6 protein-coding genes and 2 pseudogenes are annotated in these 15,791 nt (G+C 67.3%); 4 read left to right on the forward strand and 4 right to left on the reverse strand.

Translation table 11 applies throughout. The annotated features are described in order from the left end of the window. Positions 1-30 precede the first annotated feature (30 nt). Together AW27_RS05770 and AW27_RS05775 are read right to left on the reverse strand one after the other, a co-directional pair. Positions 31-648, reverse strand: coding sequence for a dihydrofolate reductase family protein (locus AW27_RS05770; RefSeq protein ID WP_037915708.1), 618 nt, complete (start codon positions 646-648; stop codon positions 31-33). A 211-nt stretch (positions 649-859) separates the two neighbouring features. Beyond that, positions 860-1,441, reverse strand: coding sequence for a hypothetical protein (locus tag AW27_RS05775; RefSeq protein WP_052030017.1), 582 nt, complete (start codon positions 1,439-1,441; stop codon positions 860-862). 301 nt (positions 1,442-1,742) lie between these two features. Between AW27_RS05775 and AW27_RS05780 the strand changes: the two are divergent. After that, positions 1,743-2,505: pseudogene (locus tag AW27_RS05780) on the forward strand (transposase family protein). A 390-nt stretch (positions 2,506-2,895) separates the two neighbouring features. On the opposite strand, the gene AW27_RS05785 reads toward AW27_RS05780, so the two are convergent. Next, the gene (locus tag AW27_RS05785; protein WP_037915705.1) at positions 2,896-3,357 is read right to left on the reverse strand and encodes a hypothetical protein; all 462 of its coding nucleotides are present in this window, start codon (positions 3,355-3,357) and stop codon (positions 2,896-2,898) included. Continuing rightward, positions 3,354-10,649: a polymorphic toxin-type HINT domain-containing protein gene (locus tag AW27_RS05790; RefSeq protein ID WP_157840142.1), complete on the reverse strand. Its 7,296-nt coding sequence runs from the start codon at positions 10,647-10,649 to the stop codon at positions 3,354-3,356. Before AW27_RS05790 ends, AW27_RS05785 begins: the two co-directional genes overlap by 4 nt. A 519-nt stretch (positions 10,650-11,168) precedes the next feature. On the opposite strand from AW27_RS05790, the gene AW27_RS05795 reads away from it, so the two are divergent. The 3 genes and pseudogenes from AW27_RS05795 to AW27_RS05810 form a co-directional block, all read left to right on the forward strand. Further along, the gene (locus AW27_RS05795; protein WP_157840141.1) at positions 11,169-14,324 is read left to right on the forward strand and encodes an FG-GAP-like repeat-containing protein; all 3,156 of its coding nucleotides are present in this window, start codon (positions 11,169-11,171) and stop codon (positions 14,322-14,324) included. A 162-nt stretch (positions 14,325-14,486) separates the two neighbouring features. Further along, on the forward strand, positions 14,487-15,221 hold the full coding sequence (locus AW27_RS05800) for an SDR family oxidoreductase (protein WP_236647434.1): 735 nt from the start codon (positions 14,487-14,489) through the stop codon (positions 15,219-15,221). Positions 15,222-15,472: 251 nt separating this feature from the next. Then, positions 15,473-15,705 (forward strand): annotated as a pseudogene (locus AW27_RS05810) (GNAT family N-acetyltransferase); the annotation flags it as partial. Positions 15,706-15,791: the final 86 nt, after the last annotated feature.

The raw sequence follows: 15,791 nt of genomic DNA on the forward strand, positions 1-15,791 counted from the left end.
GGCCCGCCCACCCGTGCCGGTCCTCGGGGGTCAGGCACCGACGGTGCCGAAGGAGGCGCGGCCCGTCGGCCGGTAGGTGTGGATGGCCGTCCCGACGGGCGTCGTCCGGGAGCCCGTCAGCTCGTAGGCGGTCGGCAGCCCGCCGGTGGGGAACAGCCGGTGCCCGGTGCCCAGCGCCACGGGGAAGACCAGCAGGTTGATCTCGTCCACGAGGTCCCGGGCGAGCAGCCACTGCGCGAGCTGCCCGCTTCCGTGCACCTGGAGCTCTCCGTCCAGCGCGTCCTTGACCCGGACGATCTCGCTCTGCAGGTGTTCCCCGTCGAGCACGGTGGCCGGCCCCCAGGCCGGCTCCTTGAGGGTGGTCGAGGCCACGTACTTGGGCAGCCGGTTCAACCCGCCCGCCACGGGGTCGGCGGGGTCGTCGTGCTCCGGCCAGTAGCCTGCGAAGATCTCGTACGTCTTCCGCCCGAGCAGGAACGCCCCGGCCCGGCCGAACACCTCGGTGACGAACTCCCCCATCCCCTCCTCGACGTACGGCGCGGCCCACCCGCCGTACTCGAACCCGTCGCTGCGGTCCTCGTCGGGCCCGCCCGGCGCCTGCATCACGCCGTCCAGCGTCACGAAGGTGGTCAGTGTCAGCTCGGCCATGCCTCTGCGCTCCTCGCTCGATGGTCTCTACGGATTCAGACTCCCGCCCCCACCCGAACTCATCGCGCCGCCACGCACGACCGCCAATGCTTACCACCGGTCAGTGAGCTCTTTCCACCTTCACGCTGAGCTGGTCAGGTGTAGGGCGAGGACGGCTTGGGCGAGTGCGGTGATGCGGACCGGACGGCGGCGTGCACGAGCACCGAGTTGGTCACGGGTGGACGCCCGCCTGCGCAGCCAGATACTCGACGCCGCGGTGGCCGGACTGCTTGGACACGTGGACGTGGACCGCGTGCCGGCCGGACAGCAGTGCAGGGTCGGCGTGGTCGCCGCGGAAGGCGACCTGTACCGCGTCGTGGCGGGAGCCGTGCAGGCCGTGCTCGGGTCTGTCCGGCCAGCGGCCCGGCCATACGAGGAGGACCGCGTTGCCGTTGTCGCCCAGTGCCGCGATAACCCGGTCCTCGGCCGTCCCCCGTGCGAACCGTGCCGACATCTCGAGCGGCAGGTGTGCCTCCAGTTCACGGTCGTCCATGACCGGCACGTCCGGTTCGCAGCCGCCGGCGCCGCAAGAGGGTCGGGCGCCAGGGTAAGGGCGGTGCACAAAGCGGGAGTTCGGCAGCGCCGCCGCCATTCGGCGGACCTCGTCGACGCTCTCCAGGTGCGTCAGCAGTTCCGCCTCCTCGCCGTGGTGTTCCATCAGCGCGCACAGCCGCATGGCCTGGCGGTACGCGTCGGCGGCGTCAGCGGTGACGTGGACGCAGCGTGAGTAGCCGGCCAGGCAGTCTTCGCACATGGCCGCATGGTGCCACCCGCTGGTCCGGACTGTCACCCGGAATGATCGGCGGACTCCGATGCCGAAGGGCGGCCGTCGGCATGGCTCCCACGATGCTTTTGACGGGCAGGGCGTACAAGCGGTGCAGGCCGATGGTGTCGAGGTGGAGAAAGTCCGTCGCGAGCAGGCCGCCCACCTGGGTCTTGAGGAACTGAGTCGACTCCAACCCGGCGGACGCGTTGGCCAGTTGGGCTGACAGGCAGGTGAAGCCCCTGGTAGACGGGTCTTCGACCAAGAAAACCGTCTCCTTCAGAGGCTTCGTGTGCTTGTGTACCCCTCCGGCGTCGACGTGTCCAGCTCTGCCCTGCGCCTCCTGTCCGCCAAGCTCCGCCAACACCGCCGGGAGCTCGGCACCCGGTGGAGGCGCCTGACTCCGGGCCGGCAGGCTCTGCTCACACTCGCCCACCTCCGCAACGGCCACCCCTACGCCCAGCTCGCGGCCGGGTTCGGTGTCGGCACCACCACCGCCTACCGATACGTCGCCGAGGCTGTCGACCTCTTGGCCGCACTCGCCCCGACCCTTGAGGAGGCTGCCGGCATCGACCAAGGCGCTTGTACTACTGGACGGCACCTTGCTGCCCATCGACCGGATCGCCGCGGACCGCCCTTTCTACCCCGGGAAGCACAAGAAGCACGGGATGAACGTGCAGGTTCTGGCCTATCCGTCCGGTCGGCTGCTGTGGGCATCGCCGGCTCTTCCCGGCGCTGTCCATGACGTCCGAGCCGCCCGTGAACACGGCATCGTCGACATGCTCACGGACGCCGGCATCACGTGCTGGGCGGACAAAGGATACTGCGGTGCCGGAGGCACAGTCCGCGTTCCGTACTGGGGTCGCTGGGAGACGCTCTCCGACGGTCAGAAGGCCGTCAACCGATCTCACGCCAAGATCCGGGCCATGGTCGAGCAGGCCGTCGCCACCCTTAAGTCCTGGCGACTCCTCCGCAAACTGCGGTGCTCGACCACCCGCATCACAAGCCTGGTCCAAGCTGTCCTGACCCTGCATCTGGCGAGCTCAGGCCGATGACGGAAAGAGCTCAGTCTGCAGAGCGCCGCCTACAGCAAGCTGCCCACAACGGACCATAACCTTGGACGGATAGCCCGCGTCTGCCCTATTGGGCTTATATGCTATGAGCGTGAACCTCATATCCCATGTTGCAGGCTTAGTTAGCCATCCTTTACATCGACACTAATATGCAGCCACAAAGGTCGCCTGCGCCACAAGCCCCTACTTGCGCGCCATCTTTCAGGCGATACACCTGTCGACACCGATCACATCTTGGGAATTGCAGGGTCGCTGCGGTGTGAGATGCCAGGCAAATCGAGCCAATCGGCAAGCGTCCGCCAGAATATGCACAATGCCCGGCCGGAGGGGATCCTCCGGCCGGGCATTGCATTGCGGTCAACCGGGCGCCACTTAGGACAGCAAATGGAGTCGCATAAACTCCTTATTACTACGCAGCTTTGGATACTCTCTTTCCAAATCGGAAATCAACTGCCTAATAAATGCGGAAGCAGAATTACTGAGCTCACCCAGTGACACCTCAGACGACCCGTCCACATAGTTCGCACTTATTTCCGCTCCACCGGAGGGCGACTTGCTAATAAAGATCTCGTCGGCCATGCCAGCGAAGGTCACCCTCCCACTCCCCGCGGATTCCACTCGGCGAGTAGCCTCATAGAATTCGACGGAAAAGTCGAGCATCTGAACCCCCCCTCCGGTCACGATGCTGAAATCGACGTCATTTATCTGCAGCTTCAGATCTCCCCCGAAGCACGAATAGCACAGATCCGCAAGGCTGGAAGTAGCGAGATCCATCTTACTCTGCTCCCGCAGTACGAGTGGATCGCTCGACAATGTGTAGTTGATTACAATCACGGGGGACCTCCTGCACCTGTGCCCATCTTGATCGGGAAGGCGGTAATAATCTGTTTCTTACGCACCACCACTCGGACGCCCGTCAATGGCTTCCCGTTCCTGTCATACCCCACCGTTCTCCCGAAGTCGAACTCATGGACGTGCCCCCCCTTCAGACCATTGGAGCCACGCGCCCCCTTCTGCAGGGCTTCCTCCACGAGGGAACGGATCGTCGTGGTGTTATCTGTAGAGAACTTGCTCTTACCGGGGTGCCGACTGCTCGCGGAGTGCCGGTTGAAAATGTGATGCCAGTCAGCCCCGTTGACCCTGCCGCCGCAATTGTGGACGAGGACGGGGGTGGCTCCCGCCAGCACATAGTACGTGTGGAGGTCGGCAACGGTGAGGTTGTAGGTCTCGTCGAAGGCCTCGTAGGCGCGAACTGCTGCAATCGCTACCCCTGCCCCATCGTCTGCGCGAAGGGTCTCACCCGGCTTGAGGTCTGCAGCGTCCTTCCAGACCCGGTCGGTTTCCGACCAGAACGGGTGGTGGCCCGTCGTGGTGATGGTCTTGACGCCGTGAGCAGTCTGGACGCTCAGGTCGACGTAGGTCTTGTCGTCCTCCGTGTAGATGGTCGCCGTAACGGTTCTCCCGGAGGTCTCGCCGGTCTCCGGGTCGGTCGCCAGGACCTCGTCGCCTTCGACCAGATCCTCAATGGGCTTGCTGGTTCCGTCTGCGAGGAGGACTTCCGTGCCGGCGACAAAGCTATTACGGCAGGGGGGCGGCGGCGTCCCCCTGGGCCCCCCGAAGCCCCTGAGCATCGGGCCGCTGCCATGCTGTAGCGCGGCAACTCCAACCTCGGCAACTGCCTCAACGTAGGTCATCTGGTTTTCACAGGTGACCCCTTCACGAGCACAGAGGAAGTCCGGGACCGACCAGTGGACAGCAGTGCCAGGATGACGGGGCCGACAGCCATCCCCACTCTTCATGTCTATGCAGTCGGCATAGATGTTGTAGTGCCTCTTGATGCTGGGGTCGCTCTTGTAAAGGGCCTTGGTGGACTCCTGGAAGGTCGGCACGTCCTTGAAGACGATGACGGTCTTGCCGATCTTCAGGGTGATCGGACCATCGTTGTAGTAGCTGAGATCCTTGCCCGGGGTGTAGTTCTTTGCAGCGGTGTTGCATCCGCCGCATCCGCCGCTGTCGAATCCGCCGTCGTTGTCACCCTCGAACAGCTTCAGGCCGCTCGGGTCCGAGTTGGTGATGGGGTTGCCGTTGGAGTACGTGTACCCGTTCATCTGCAGCGGGTCCGCGAGGTCGATGATCGGGTCGACCGTGAGGAAGCGGCCCGTCGTCGGGTCGTACTCGCGGGCGCCGATGTGGGTCAGGCCCGTGGTGTTGTCGTCGTTACCGACGCCGAGGAAGGTGCGGTCGCCGGGCCAGTAGGCGGGCTGACTGCCGCGCGCGTTGCCGTACGGGTCGGACTTGCGGCGGGTGACCTCCTGGTCCTTCTTCTGGTCGACGCTGATCGTCGCAGTGTTGTGGTGGTCGGTGAGCAGGTGCGACAGGGTGTGGCCGGTGGTCTTGCCGTTGGTGCGGCGTACCGTGGTCGGGGCGCCGGGGCTGCTGTAGTAGCGGACGGCGTCGATTGCCTTGCCGGCCTTGTCGACGGTGACCTCGGTCTCGCCGAGGTAGAGGGTACGGGCGCTTCCGGTTTCCTGGATGACCCGATTGCCGGAGGCGTCGTAGAGGTAGTTGGTGACGTTGCCGAAGCTCCACTGCTGGGCCGGCGTGGGCGCAGGGCTCGCACACGTGAAGATGTGCAGCTCGTTGCCTTCGGCGTCGTTGTCATTGGGGACGGTGACGCACTGGTTGGCACCGGTGACGAGGGCTTGCGGTTTGCCCTCAGGGGCGTAGGTGAACTTCTGATTGAGGTCCCCCGCCGCGCAGGCCTTCAGGACAGCCTTGCCGTTGGCGGCAGTGAGGCACTTGCCGAGGGCCTGAACGGTGTCGCCGGTGATCCTCCACTGCTGGGGCTTCGTCTCGTTGCAGGACAGCAGTTGGACGGTCGTGCCGTCGGCAGTGTTGCCGTCCCGGACGTCAAGGCACTTGCCGGAGAGGCCGGTGACCGCGACGGAACCGATACCGGGGCTGGTGGCGGAGAGGAGCTTGCCGCGGCGGTCCCAGTTCAGGGTCTGGGTGTCGCCGTCGATCGTGCGGGTCTTGGTGCTGCCGACCGAGCTGTAGGTGTAGGTGGAAAGGGAGTCCACCGTGGAGCCGGCTGTTCTGGTGGTCTTGTTGACCTTGGTCAGGGCGTGGGGCTGCTTCTTCGGGTAGGGCTGTGCTCCACCCGTGATCTCGACGCCGTACGTGTAGCTCGTCTCGTCCTTGAGCGCGCTGTTCGTGGGATCGTGATCGGTCAGCTTGGTGCGGTTGCCGATCTTGTCGAACGCGTACTCCTGGTAGTACGCGTCACCCGGAGTGCCGGAACCGACATCAGTGAGCGCCGGAGCGTCAGGCGTCGTGGGGCACGTGTCCTTGGCAGTCCAGGCTCGGACGAGCTGGCCCATGGCGTCGTACGTGAAGCACTGGCGGTCGACGAGCTCCGCTCCCTTGGCTGCTCCCGGGTACGAGTCCGTGATCGAGGTCGGGTTGCCGACCATGTCGTACTGGTAGGCGAGCGAGGAGAGGAGGTTCGACTGGGAGTTGGCGTCCGGTGTCTCCCTGTGGCTTGACGCCTTGGCGACCCGTCCCGTGTGGGGGTTGTAGGAGTTCGTCGTCCACACACGGTAGGGCGCGTTGCCGGCCGCGGTACGCAGTACCTGGCCGAACGGGCTGTAGACGGTATCCGCCGTGTACCAGGACAGGCCCGACATGGTCTGCACCATGCCGTCGGTGTTGTAGCGGGTGACGAGCCTCTCGGCGGCGAGACCGCCGACGGTTGCAGGAAGGGTCGTGGACTGGACCTTGCCCGTGGGGGTGTACGTGGTGCTGTAGGCGTAGGAGCCGGCCAGGCCCTTGGTGGTGGGCAGGTCGGGGATCGTGATCCTCGACCCCGTGGGCCGGTACTCGCTGTCGTAGCCGGTGACTTCGGTCTTGAACGAGTGGGTGCCGCTCCACCTGCGGGTGGAGGCGACGGGCTGCCCCTTGCCGCCCGGCAGCGTGTCGTAGGTCCACGTGGCTATCGGGGCGGCGGTCTCGGAGTCGTCGCGCAGGGCGGTCTTGCGGCCGAGTGCGTCGTACGCCGTGTACTGGGTGACGTTGTAGGCGTTGGTCGTCGAGACCTGCTGGTCGAGGTTGTTGTAGGTGAAGCTCGACTTGCCGGCGTCGGGGTCCTCGGACGCGATCAGGCGCCCACGGGCGTCGTGGCTGTAGGTCCAGTTGTTCAGGTCGGCATCGGTGACCTTGGCCAGCTTGCCGCGGACGTCGTAGGTGTAGGTGGTCGTGTTGAACGTGGTGAGGTCGGTGGCGGTGTAGTGCTGGATCTCGGAGGTGCGGCCCAGTGCGTCGGTCTTGGTCCTGACCGCCCGGCTGCCCGCCATCGGCGTGGTGCCGGTGGGCGAGATCGCGGTGCGGGTCAGGGTCGAATCGCCGTCGTACTGGGTGACGGCGGACTGCTGGGCGGTGCCCTTCTCCAGTGCGGTGACGCGGACGGCGCGGCCCAGGCCGTCGTAGGCGGTCTGCGTGGAGTTGGGAACCTCGGTGATCGACTTGGGAACGAAGATCTCCGTGCCCGGATCGCCCTCGGCGTGGTAGCCGTTGTTGGTCTGGCTGACGGTGCCGTTCGCGCTGTGCAGGGTGTCGCTGACCAGACGTCCGCCGCCGTGAGCCTCGCTCTGGGTCTGACGCGGTCGGAGCAGGCCGTCGTAGATCGCGATGGAGCTGGTGTAGGTGCCGTTGTCCTTGAGCGTCCGGGAGATGACGGCCGGCGCCTTGTGCTCGGTGATCTGGTAATCGAACGTGTAGGCAGCCTTGTCCGCCGCCTTCTGCGACGGGGTGCGCACCTCGGTGGTCCGACCCAGCGCGTCGTACGCCGTGGTGACCTTGCGCCCGTTGGCGTCGGTCGCCTCCAGCACACTGCCCCGGGCCGGATCGAGCTTTGTCGTCACCTGGTGGCCGAGCGCGTTGGTCGTGGTGACGGAGAAGGCGGGGCCGGTGGCCGGACTGAAAGCGATGCTGGTCGGGTTGCCCGCCGCGTCGTAGGTCTTCACGGCACGACCCAGCGGGTCGTACTCGGTACGGCCGGACGTCGTCCAACCGGTGCCCGCCCCGTCGATGCCGTCGACCTGGAACGGGAGGCCCTTGGTAGGTGCCGCCCCGAAGGCGTTCGCCGCGTCATACGACGTACGGGATTTGCCGATGACGGATCCGGAAGCGAGCGCGGCGGCTACGGCGGCCGCACTGCAGTCACCGGTCGTCTCGACGACTTCCGCTACCAGGCCGACCAGGTTGTTCGCCGGGTTGTGGACGTATTCGGGCTTGCTGCAGGACTCCTTGAAGGTCGTCCAGCCGGTGCCCTTGTTCTCCTTGATCGCGGTATGGGTGCTCAGGAGCAGGCCGTACGACGTGGCCGCGCCCTCGTACGTGGTGGTGACGCGCTCCATCCGCGCAGCACCGCCACCGACGTACTGGATCTTGTCACTGCGCTCGACGCCCAGTCGGTAGGCCTCGAGCGGAGTGGTGTCCGTACGAGGTCGAGAGGCCGTCTTCTCGCTCCTCCACGGCTTGAACAGCTCGCGGGACTCGACGCCTCCACCCGCGTTCGTGTACGTGATGGTCTCCGCGGCCTGCCCCTGGAACTGGAGCAGGTCCTCGCCGAGGTCCTCAGCCCCCGTGGAGTCCTTGACCATGATCTTCGCCGTGGGCGTCGACAGGCCCCGGAAGTAGCGGGTGGTGGTCTGGGACTGCTCCGTCGCGGTGGGCTTTCCCGCGTTCTCCGTCACACCCGTGGTGGTGACGACCTCGGCGTAGCCGCGCCACTGGCTGTGCGTACGCAGCTCGGGCTTGGTGAACTCGTCCTCCTCCTTGGCCCAGGCCGCGCCTCCGTTGTACGCGTACGCGGTGGTGACACCGGGCTGCCGGGCGACCCGGTCGATCTCGGTCACCTTCTCCACGACGTACTTGTTGAACCACTCGATCGGCGTCTTGCTCGGCGGCAGGTCCGGGTCCGGGGACCAGCGGACAGGGAAGCACCGGGTGTCGTTGCCCTCCTCCTTGAGGCTGGCGGGGCTGCCCACCGCACAAGGAGCGGAGTAGTCGACGTGGATCTCGCCGCCGGTTTCCGTGCGGATGGTCTCCACGCGCAGCCGGTCGAAGTCCGGGGTCGCCTCGCTGGCCGACTTGGCGACCCGGTTGGGCATGTCGACCTCGTTGGCGAGGAAGCTGACGGGCGGCAACGGCGGATCGTTGGCGACGCCGGTCGGACCGTATCCGGTCCGGGTGATGGACTCCAGCCACAGCGGGGGGTGCGTGTCGGTCCGGTGGCTGGGCAGGGACTGGGTCAGCGTCCACCGGTCGACCTTGGACAGGCTGGTGGAGCCTTCGGTGCGCTGTCCGTTGGTGGTGACGGAGACCAGGCGCTTGCGCGACCAGAACGTCGGCGAGCTGACGTAGCAGTTCGCCGCGTCCGTCTTGCAGTGCAGAGTGGTGGGGGTGTCCCACCAGCCGCGCTTGTCATCCGCGTTCTTCGAGTTGAACTGGTCCTCTCCGCACTTGGTGTTGCGGTCGGCGAAGCAGCGCTCGTCCACGCCGAAATCCACGCGGCCGGCGGGAGCCCCGGCGAGGTTGTCTGCGCGGAGACCGTAGAAGATCCGGGTGGGGTGACCGCCTCGGACGTATCCGACCTTGTTGACGTCCTTCTCCGAGAACTTCTCGTTCCTGGCGTACCGGTTCCACTCCCTCTCCCAGTCGATGACCATGGCGTTGCCGTGGACGTCCTCGACGTAGTCGAGGTTCCAGCGCCACGCCTGCGTGCAGAAGGAGTCCGCGTAGGCCGGCTTGTAGCACGGCTCGCCGGGATGGTTACCGACGACCGGGACCGTGAAGACGGAGTCGGTGACGGTCTTCGGCGACGTACCGTCGCCGTGCGTCCCCACACTGTGGCGGCCGTAGTGGTAGCGCGTGCCGTCACGCGTGGTGACGACCCAGTACTCGCCGTCCTTGGCTCCGTTCCCGGCGCCGGTCTTCAGCTCGACCTTGGCACCGTCGTCGGAGGAGGGAACCCACTTCCCGGTTGCGGCGTCGTGCACGAGTTCCGTGGTCGAGCCCGCGAGCGACATGACCACGTTGTCGCCGGCCCAGCACAGGTCGCCCTTCTTCTTGTCCGTGGCGTTGTCGTTGTTCGGCTTGCCGTTGTGCTCCTTGAGGTCGTCGGAGCAGGAACGGAAGCGGCGCTCGATGTAGCCGGGGCTGTAGTCCCAGCCGTCGCCCACCCAGGATGCCTGGCTGTTGGTCGCGGACGTCTTGCCGTCCACCGCCTGGGACGAGTAGGAGAAGGCGATGGCAGGGGTGGGGCCGGCCGGGGCCGGCGGAACCGTCAGCGGGTAGGACCAGCTGAATCCACCGCTGCTGCCACCGGCAGTCCAGGAACCCGAAGCCGCGAGCGATGTGGCCTTGTACGTACCGCCCGCACCCGCGGCGCTGTCGGAGGCCGCGAGGACCACCGATCCGCCTCCGGTGCCCGTCATGGTCCGCACGCCCTCAACGGTTGCCGTGCTCGGGTCGATGGTTGCGGTGACCGTCTTGGCCGACGGGTTGTTTGTGCTCGGAACGTCCGTGGACACGGAGCACAGCGGATCCGAGGGCCGCTCAAGGAAGCACGTCGGCAGCTGCTTGAGCTGCAGGCGTGAGGCCCATTCGGCACCGTAGAGGTCTCGGAACTTGGTGTAGTCCAGTTGCACGTCCACCGGCGTGGCGGCATCAGCCGGCGGCGTGACGGTGATGATCGCACCGTCGACGTCGGCGGCTTCGGTCTTGGTGCGCTCCGTGATGGCGGCCGACCAGGTACCCGACGGGGCGGCAGCGGCTCCCTCGGCCTTGCCGATGCTGACGGGGAGGGCGCCGATCTGAACGGGAGCCGTGGCCTCTGCCGACAGCGTCTCGCTGTCGACGGCCGCGGCCGGTGCCGCCTTGTGGGTCGCCTCGAATTCGGCAAGAGGCTTTACGACGTCGCCGCTCCAGACCTTCAGCTTCGCGGCCTCGGTCGCATCGAGCGTGGCCCGGCTCTCGCTCTGGAGCTCGGGCAGTTGCACACCGCTGCGGTCGCCCGGTGGCGCCGCCCAGGCCGGGGCGGGCAGAAGAGTTGCGGCCAGCACCACGGACAGCGTGATGCCGGTACGCCCGGCGAGGCGCGCGCGTCTCGCGCGGGCCCTTCTGCCTCCGGGCAGGCGGAAATTGTTCGCCGAGAGCGGCGACATGTGGACCCCCCCACGAGCTGCCGCCACGGCGAGGCACATGGCCGGCAGGAAACTGACAAATAGCCAGCTGATTGTGCGGGTAACGCGCAGGAAAAGTCACGGTTCCGATATCCGGTGTGCTCTTTGTCACCTTAACGACTGCACACGCTGGGGTAATGGGTACGAATCGGCCGTTAACGGCACGCCGGACGGGCGGTGCCACGGGTGCGGATGTCGGCGCGATGGTTCATGCTCGGCTCGCGCATCGTGTGTGCGAATGGCGAACGGGGAGTGAGCCCTTCGCGTTTCAGGCCGATGGCCGGACATCATTTGTGAGTACCGAGGGCTGCGGAGCTGAGCGCCCGAGGGGGGAGAAGTACGTCTGTGTCTGTCAGTGACGAAGGCCCGCCGAAGGCGGCCGAAAGAGAAGGCGCTGCCGCGGTGGCGTCCCGTTGGTACCGGCGCCGCCGAACCCTGGGAGGCGTCGCCGCATTGCTTGCCGTCGCCGTCGCGGTGCCCGTCGGGGTGCACGTCGTGGGCGGTGATTCCGGGGACCGGTCCGGTCAGGACACGCCGCTCGCCGAATACCAAGCGCGGCGTCTCGCCGAGAAGACCGGCAAGGAGGTGGAGGTCACCGCCGCGCGTGCCGCGAACACCACGACGTGGGCCCGCCCGGACGGCTCCTTCCGCAAGGAGATCCACAGCTCGGCGTTCCGTGCCGAGGTGGATGGCGCCTGGAAGCCCATCGACACGGACCTCGAGCGCGTCGAAGGCGGCTACGCGGCCAAGGCCGTCAACGGCCGCGTCTTCTTCGGCGGGGGCACGGATCAGCAGGGTGCCGGCGGTGACCGGGCTTCACGCAGCGTGAGCCGGGTGGCACTGCGCCAGGACACACCAGGCGAGGCATGGACCGAGCTGGTGCGCCTGAAGACCGATGGTCACGAGATGGTCGTGAGCTGGCCGGGTGTACTGCCAGCACCGGTCATCGACGGTCCACGGGCGCTGTACGAGAACGTCCGTCCGGGCATCGACCTCGTGATGACCGCACAGGACGGCGGCTACTCGCACCTGTTGGTGGTCAAGGACAAGCAAGCCGCGGCCGATCCTCTGCTCGGTGAGTTGAAGTACCGCCTCGCCTCGCCCGACATGAGCTTCCAGCTGGACGCCGAGTCGGGTGCGGTCAGTGCCCGTGACGCGAAGGGCGAGGAGATCGCCGGCTCTCCCACGCCGATGTCGTGGGACTCCAGCGGCAAAGTCGCCGCGACCGACGGCGTACCGGCGTGGAAGCCGTCCGAGACGGCGAAGCAGCACCCGACGCTCGGCCTGGCCGGTCTGGCCGGAGCAGAGGGCGCCCGCCTGCGTCCGGTGAAGGCGGCCCTCGCAGAGAACACGCTCTCGCTGGCCCCGGACGGCTCCCTGCTGAACGACCCGCAGACCGTCTACCCGGTGTTTATCGACCCGTCGTTCAAGGGGCACAAGCACTCCTGGACGCTCCTCTACAAGACGGAGGGGAATTCGAGTTTCTACAACGGGCAGAACTACAACGCGAGCGGTACGAACGAAGCCCGCGTCGGATACGAGTCCACCACCGGCGGCACGTCCCGTTCCATCTTCAACTTCGAGTTCGGCAGCCAACTGCAGGGCACTGCCATCCTCTCGGCCAAGGTACGCGCATTGCAGACGTACTCGTGGTCGTGTGACAACAAGCCGATGGACATCTACTCGACTCCCTTCATCTCTTCGTCGAGTACCTGGAACAACACGACCGGTTTCTGGAACTGGAAGGTCACCAGCGAGAACTCCGGTTACGGGTACAACAGCTCGTGCCCGGACAACTGGATCGCTCCCGACATCAAGGGCCTTGTGACGCACGCCGCGAACAGCGGCTGGGGCGCCATGTCGCTGGGGTTCGCCGCCCCGAACGAGTCCAACCCGTACTACTGGAAGAAGTTCATCGCCAACGGTGAGACCGCGCCGTACGTCGAGATCGTCTACAACACTCCTCCGAACATCCCCGTCGCGGCGAACATGAAGACCTTCCCCGGCGGCCCGTGCCTGACCAGTGGTGCCGGCACCGCCATCGGCAAGACGAACGTGACCTTCCAGGTCCAGGGCACGGACCGCGATGACCGGACCGACCAGCAGAACCTTCACGAGATCCAGATCGAGGTGTGGGGCAGCGACAACACGACGGTCTTCAACAAATGGCTGCCCGTCAACAGCGAGGGCTTCGTCTTCGCGGAAGTGCCCTTCGACGACTTCGACGACGGCAAGCAGTACTGGTGGCTCGCCCGGGCCAGGGACAAGGACGGCTCCTGGTCGCCCGGAAGCGGGCCGGCCGACTCGGGTGGCGGGGGCTGGTGCACCTTCACCGTGAGCCACAGCGTGCCGCCCAACCCGGCCGTCGACTCGATCGACTTCCCGCCGAGTGGCAACGGCACCGACTGGAGCCTCCACCAGGCCGGTACTCCGAACCAAACGCTGCACATCACTGGAAACGGCGCCAAGGCGGGCGACGTCCAGGAGTACCAGTGGAGCCTGAACCGCCCACTCTTCGACAAGAAGGCCACCCCGGAGTCCGGCGGTGACAAGGCGACCATCACCATGCAGGTCGACACCACCGGTCCCAACGTCCTCTACGTCCGCACCGTCAGCAAGTCGGGCAATGTATCCGGCCACACCGCCTACGATTTCCTGGTCAGGGCCAGGCCGGGGTTGGACATGCCCGGCGATGTCACCGGCGACGGCCACCCCGACCTCCTGGCCGTCGACGCGAACGGGGACCTGCTGACCTACGCCGGTGACTCAATCGGCGACACCGACGCCCATCTCCTCGCCACTCTGGACAACGGCACGCGTGTCAGCGGTCATTGGAAGGACGCACAGACCGGGCAGTCTGCACTCATCGGCCACTCCACGGACTGGTTCCCCGGGGACGGCCTGACCGACATCATCGCGCGGATGCCCGACGGCAAGCTCTACGTGTACCCGGGCATCGGCACGGGCCAGTTCGATATCAGTCGCCGCATGGAGATCCTGCTCCCCGCAGGAGCGCCGGATCCGGCGACCCTCCGGCAGATCGTCGTTACCGAGGACATCGACGGCGACGGCTCCCCCGACATGTTCGCCATCGCCGGCGACGTGTTGTGGCTGTTCTCGGGCTATTCCGGTGCCAGCTTCAGCTCGTACAAGAAGGTGGCCACCACCGTCTGGGACTCTCGCGACATCGTCGGCGTCCGGGACATCTCTGGCGACAAGATCCCCGACCTCCTTTACCGCGACAACCTCAACCCCAACCGCGGCCTGGTACTCCGCAAGGGAAAGCCGGGCGCGAACGGCGGCGTCGACCTCGTCTCCCTCAAGGACGGAGCGAGTGCCCTGGGCGGCCAGGACTACGGCTACGCCACCACGGGTTGGGGCCGGACCGCAGTTCCGAAGATCCTCGGCACGCCCGACGCCAACGGTGACGGGATCCCGGACATCTGGGCCGTGGACAGCGCCGGCAAGGAGTGGCTCTACTCGGGCGGGACGACGGCGGTCGGCGGGCCGACCGGCGTGGACGAGGACGCCTGGAACACGTACCTCACCATCGGATAGCAGACGCCTCCTGTAGCCAGGGCCCCGCCGAGGATCGCAACCGGCGGGGCTCTGGCGTTCCTCCTCGCGGTGCGGAAACGCGGGGTCGGATTCCTGCCGGCGATGGGGGGTTGGAGGCTATTTGATTGAACCCGCAACCAAATGATGCGAGAGGAAGAGGACATGGACGGGAACACGGTGGCGCTGGTGACCGGGGGGAGCCGGGGCATCGGCGCGGCGGTCGCGGTGCGGCTGGCGCAGGAGGGAGCGGACGTGGCGATCACCTACGTCCGCGATGCCGGGGCCGCGGCCGGGGTGGTCAAGGCGGTGGAGGCGCTCGGGCGGCGGGCCGTCGCGCTGCGTGCGGACGCGGGGGACGCGGCGGAGGTCGCGAACGCGGTCGGAGAGACCGTACGGCGGTTCGGGCGGCTCGACGTGCTCGTCAACAACGCCGGGGTGGGTCTGGTCGGCCCCATGGAGGAGGTCGGGCCGGCCGACGTCGACCGGGTGCTCGGCGTCAATGTGCGGGGCGCGTTCCTCGCGGCCCGGGCCGCCGCCGGGTGTATGCGGGAGGGCGGACGGATCATCACCATCGGCAGCTGCATGGCGCAGCGGGTGCCCGGGCCGGGCGGAGTGCTGTACGCGATGAGCAAGGCCGCGACGATCGGACTGACCAAGGCCCTGGCCCGGGAGCTCGGCGGACGCGGGATCACCGCGAACGTGGTGCATCCGGGGCCCGTCGACACCGACATGAACCCGGCCGACGGGCCGTACGCGGGCCCGCAGGCGGCCATGACGGCACTGGGCCGGTTCGGGCGGGCCGAGGAGGTCGCGGACGTGGTGGCGTTCCTCGCCGGGCCGGGGGCGGGCTACGTCACGGGGGCGGAGTTCGCGGTCGACGGCGGCCACGCCGCGTAGCCCCCTCCGGGCCCGCGGCCGCGCACGCCCCGGGCGGGCCGGCCCCGGGGTGTGGCATTCGCTCGCGATCCGCGCGGGCGGCACCGTCGTGGGACACGTGATGTGGGCGTACGACGAGGACGGCGGCGCCCACTGGATCGGCGGCATGGTCGTCGATGCTGCCGAGCAGGGCAGGGGGTGGGACGGGCCGCGGTGCGCGCCCTGGTCGAGCGGCTCGCCGCGGTGCCGTCCTGCCGGAAGGTGAGGACGGCGGCGCCCACTGGATCGGCGGCATGGTCGTCGATGCTGCCGAGCAGGGCAGGGGGTGGGACGGGCCGCGGTGCGCGCCCTGGTCGAGCGGCTCGCCGCGGTGCCGTCCTGCCGGGAGGTACGGCTCTCGTACCACCCGGACAACGCGCCCGCCGCGCGCCTCTACGCGGAGCTCGGCTTCAGGCCCACCGGCGCGTTCGAGGACGAGGAAGTCGTGGCCGCGCTGGTGCTCTGACCCGCACCGGTGGGGAACCGGTTCAGGGGCGCGCCGGAAATCCGGTGCGCCCCTGAACGGTGTACCGGCCCCGGGGGTGTCGGCCC

It is taken from the genome of Streptomyces sp. PCS3-D2 (assembly GCF_000612545.2).
Lineage (GTDB): Bacteria > Actinomycetota > Actinomycetes > Streptomycetales > Streptomycetaceae > Streptomyces.

Coding starts and splice junctions, on each gene's coding strand:
- AW27_RS05770 (WP_037915708.1), bottom strand. CDS start 648: ATGGCCGAGCTGACACTGACCACCTTCGTGACGCTGGACGGCGTGATG.
- AW27_RS05775 (WP_052030017.1), bottom strand. CDS start 1,441: ATGTGCGAAGACTGCCTGGCCGGCTACTCACGCTGCGTCCACGTCACC.
- AW27_RS05800 (WP_236647434.1), top strand. CDS start 14,487: ATGGACGGGAACACGGTGGCGCTGGTGACCGGGGGGAGCCGGGGCATC.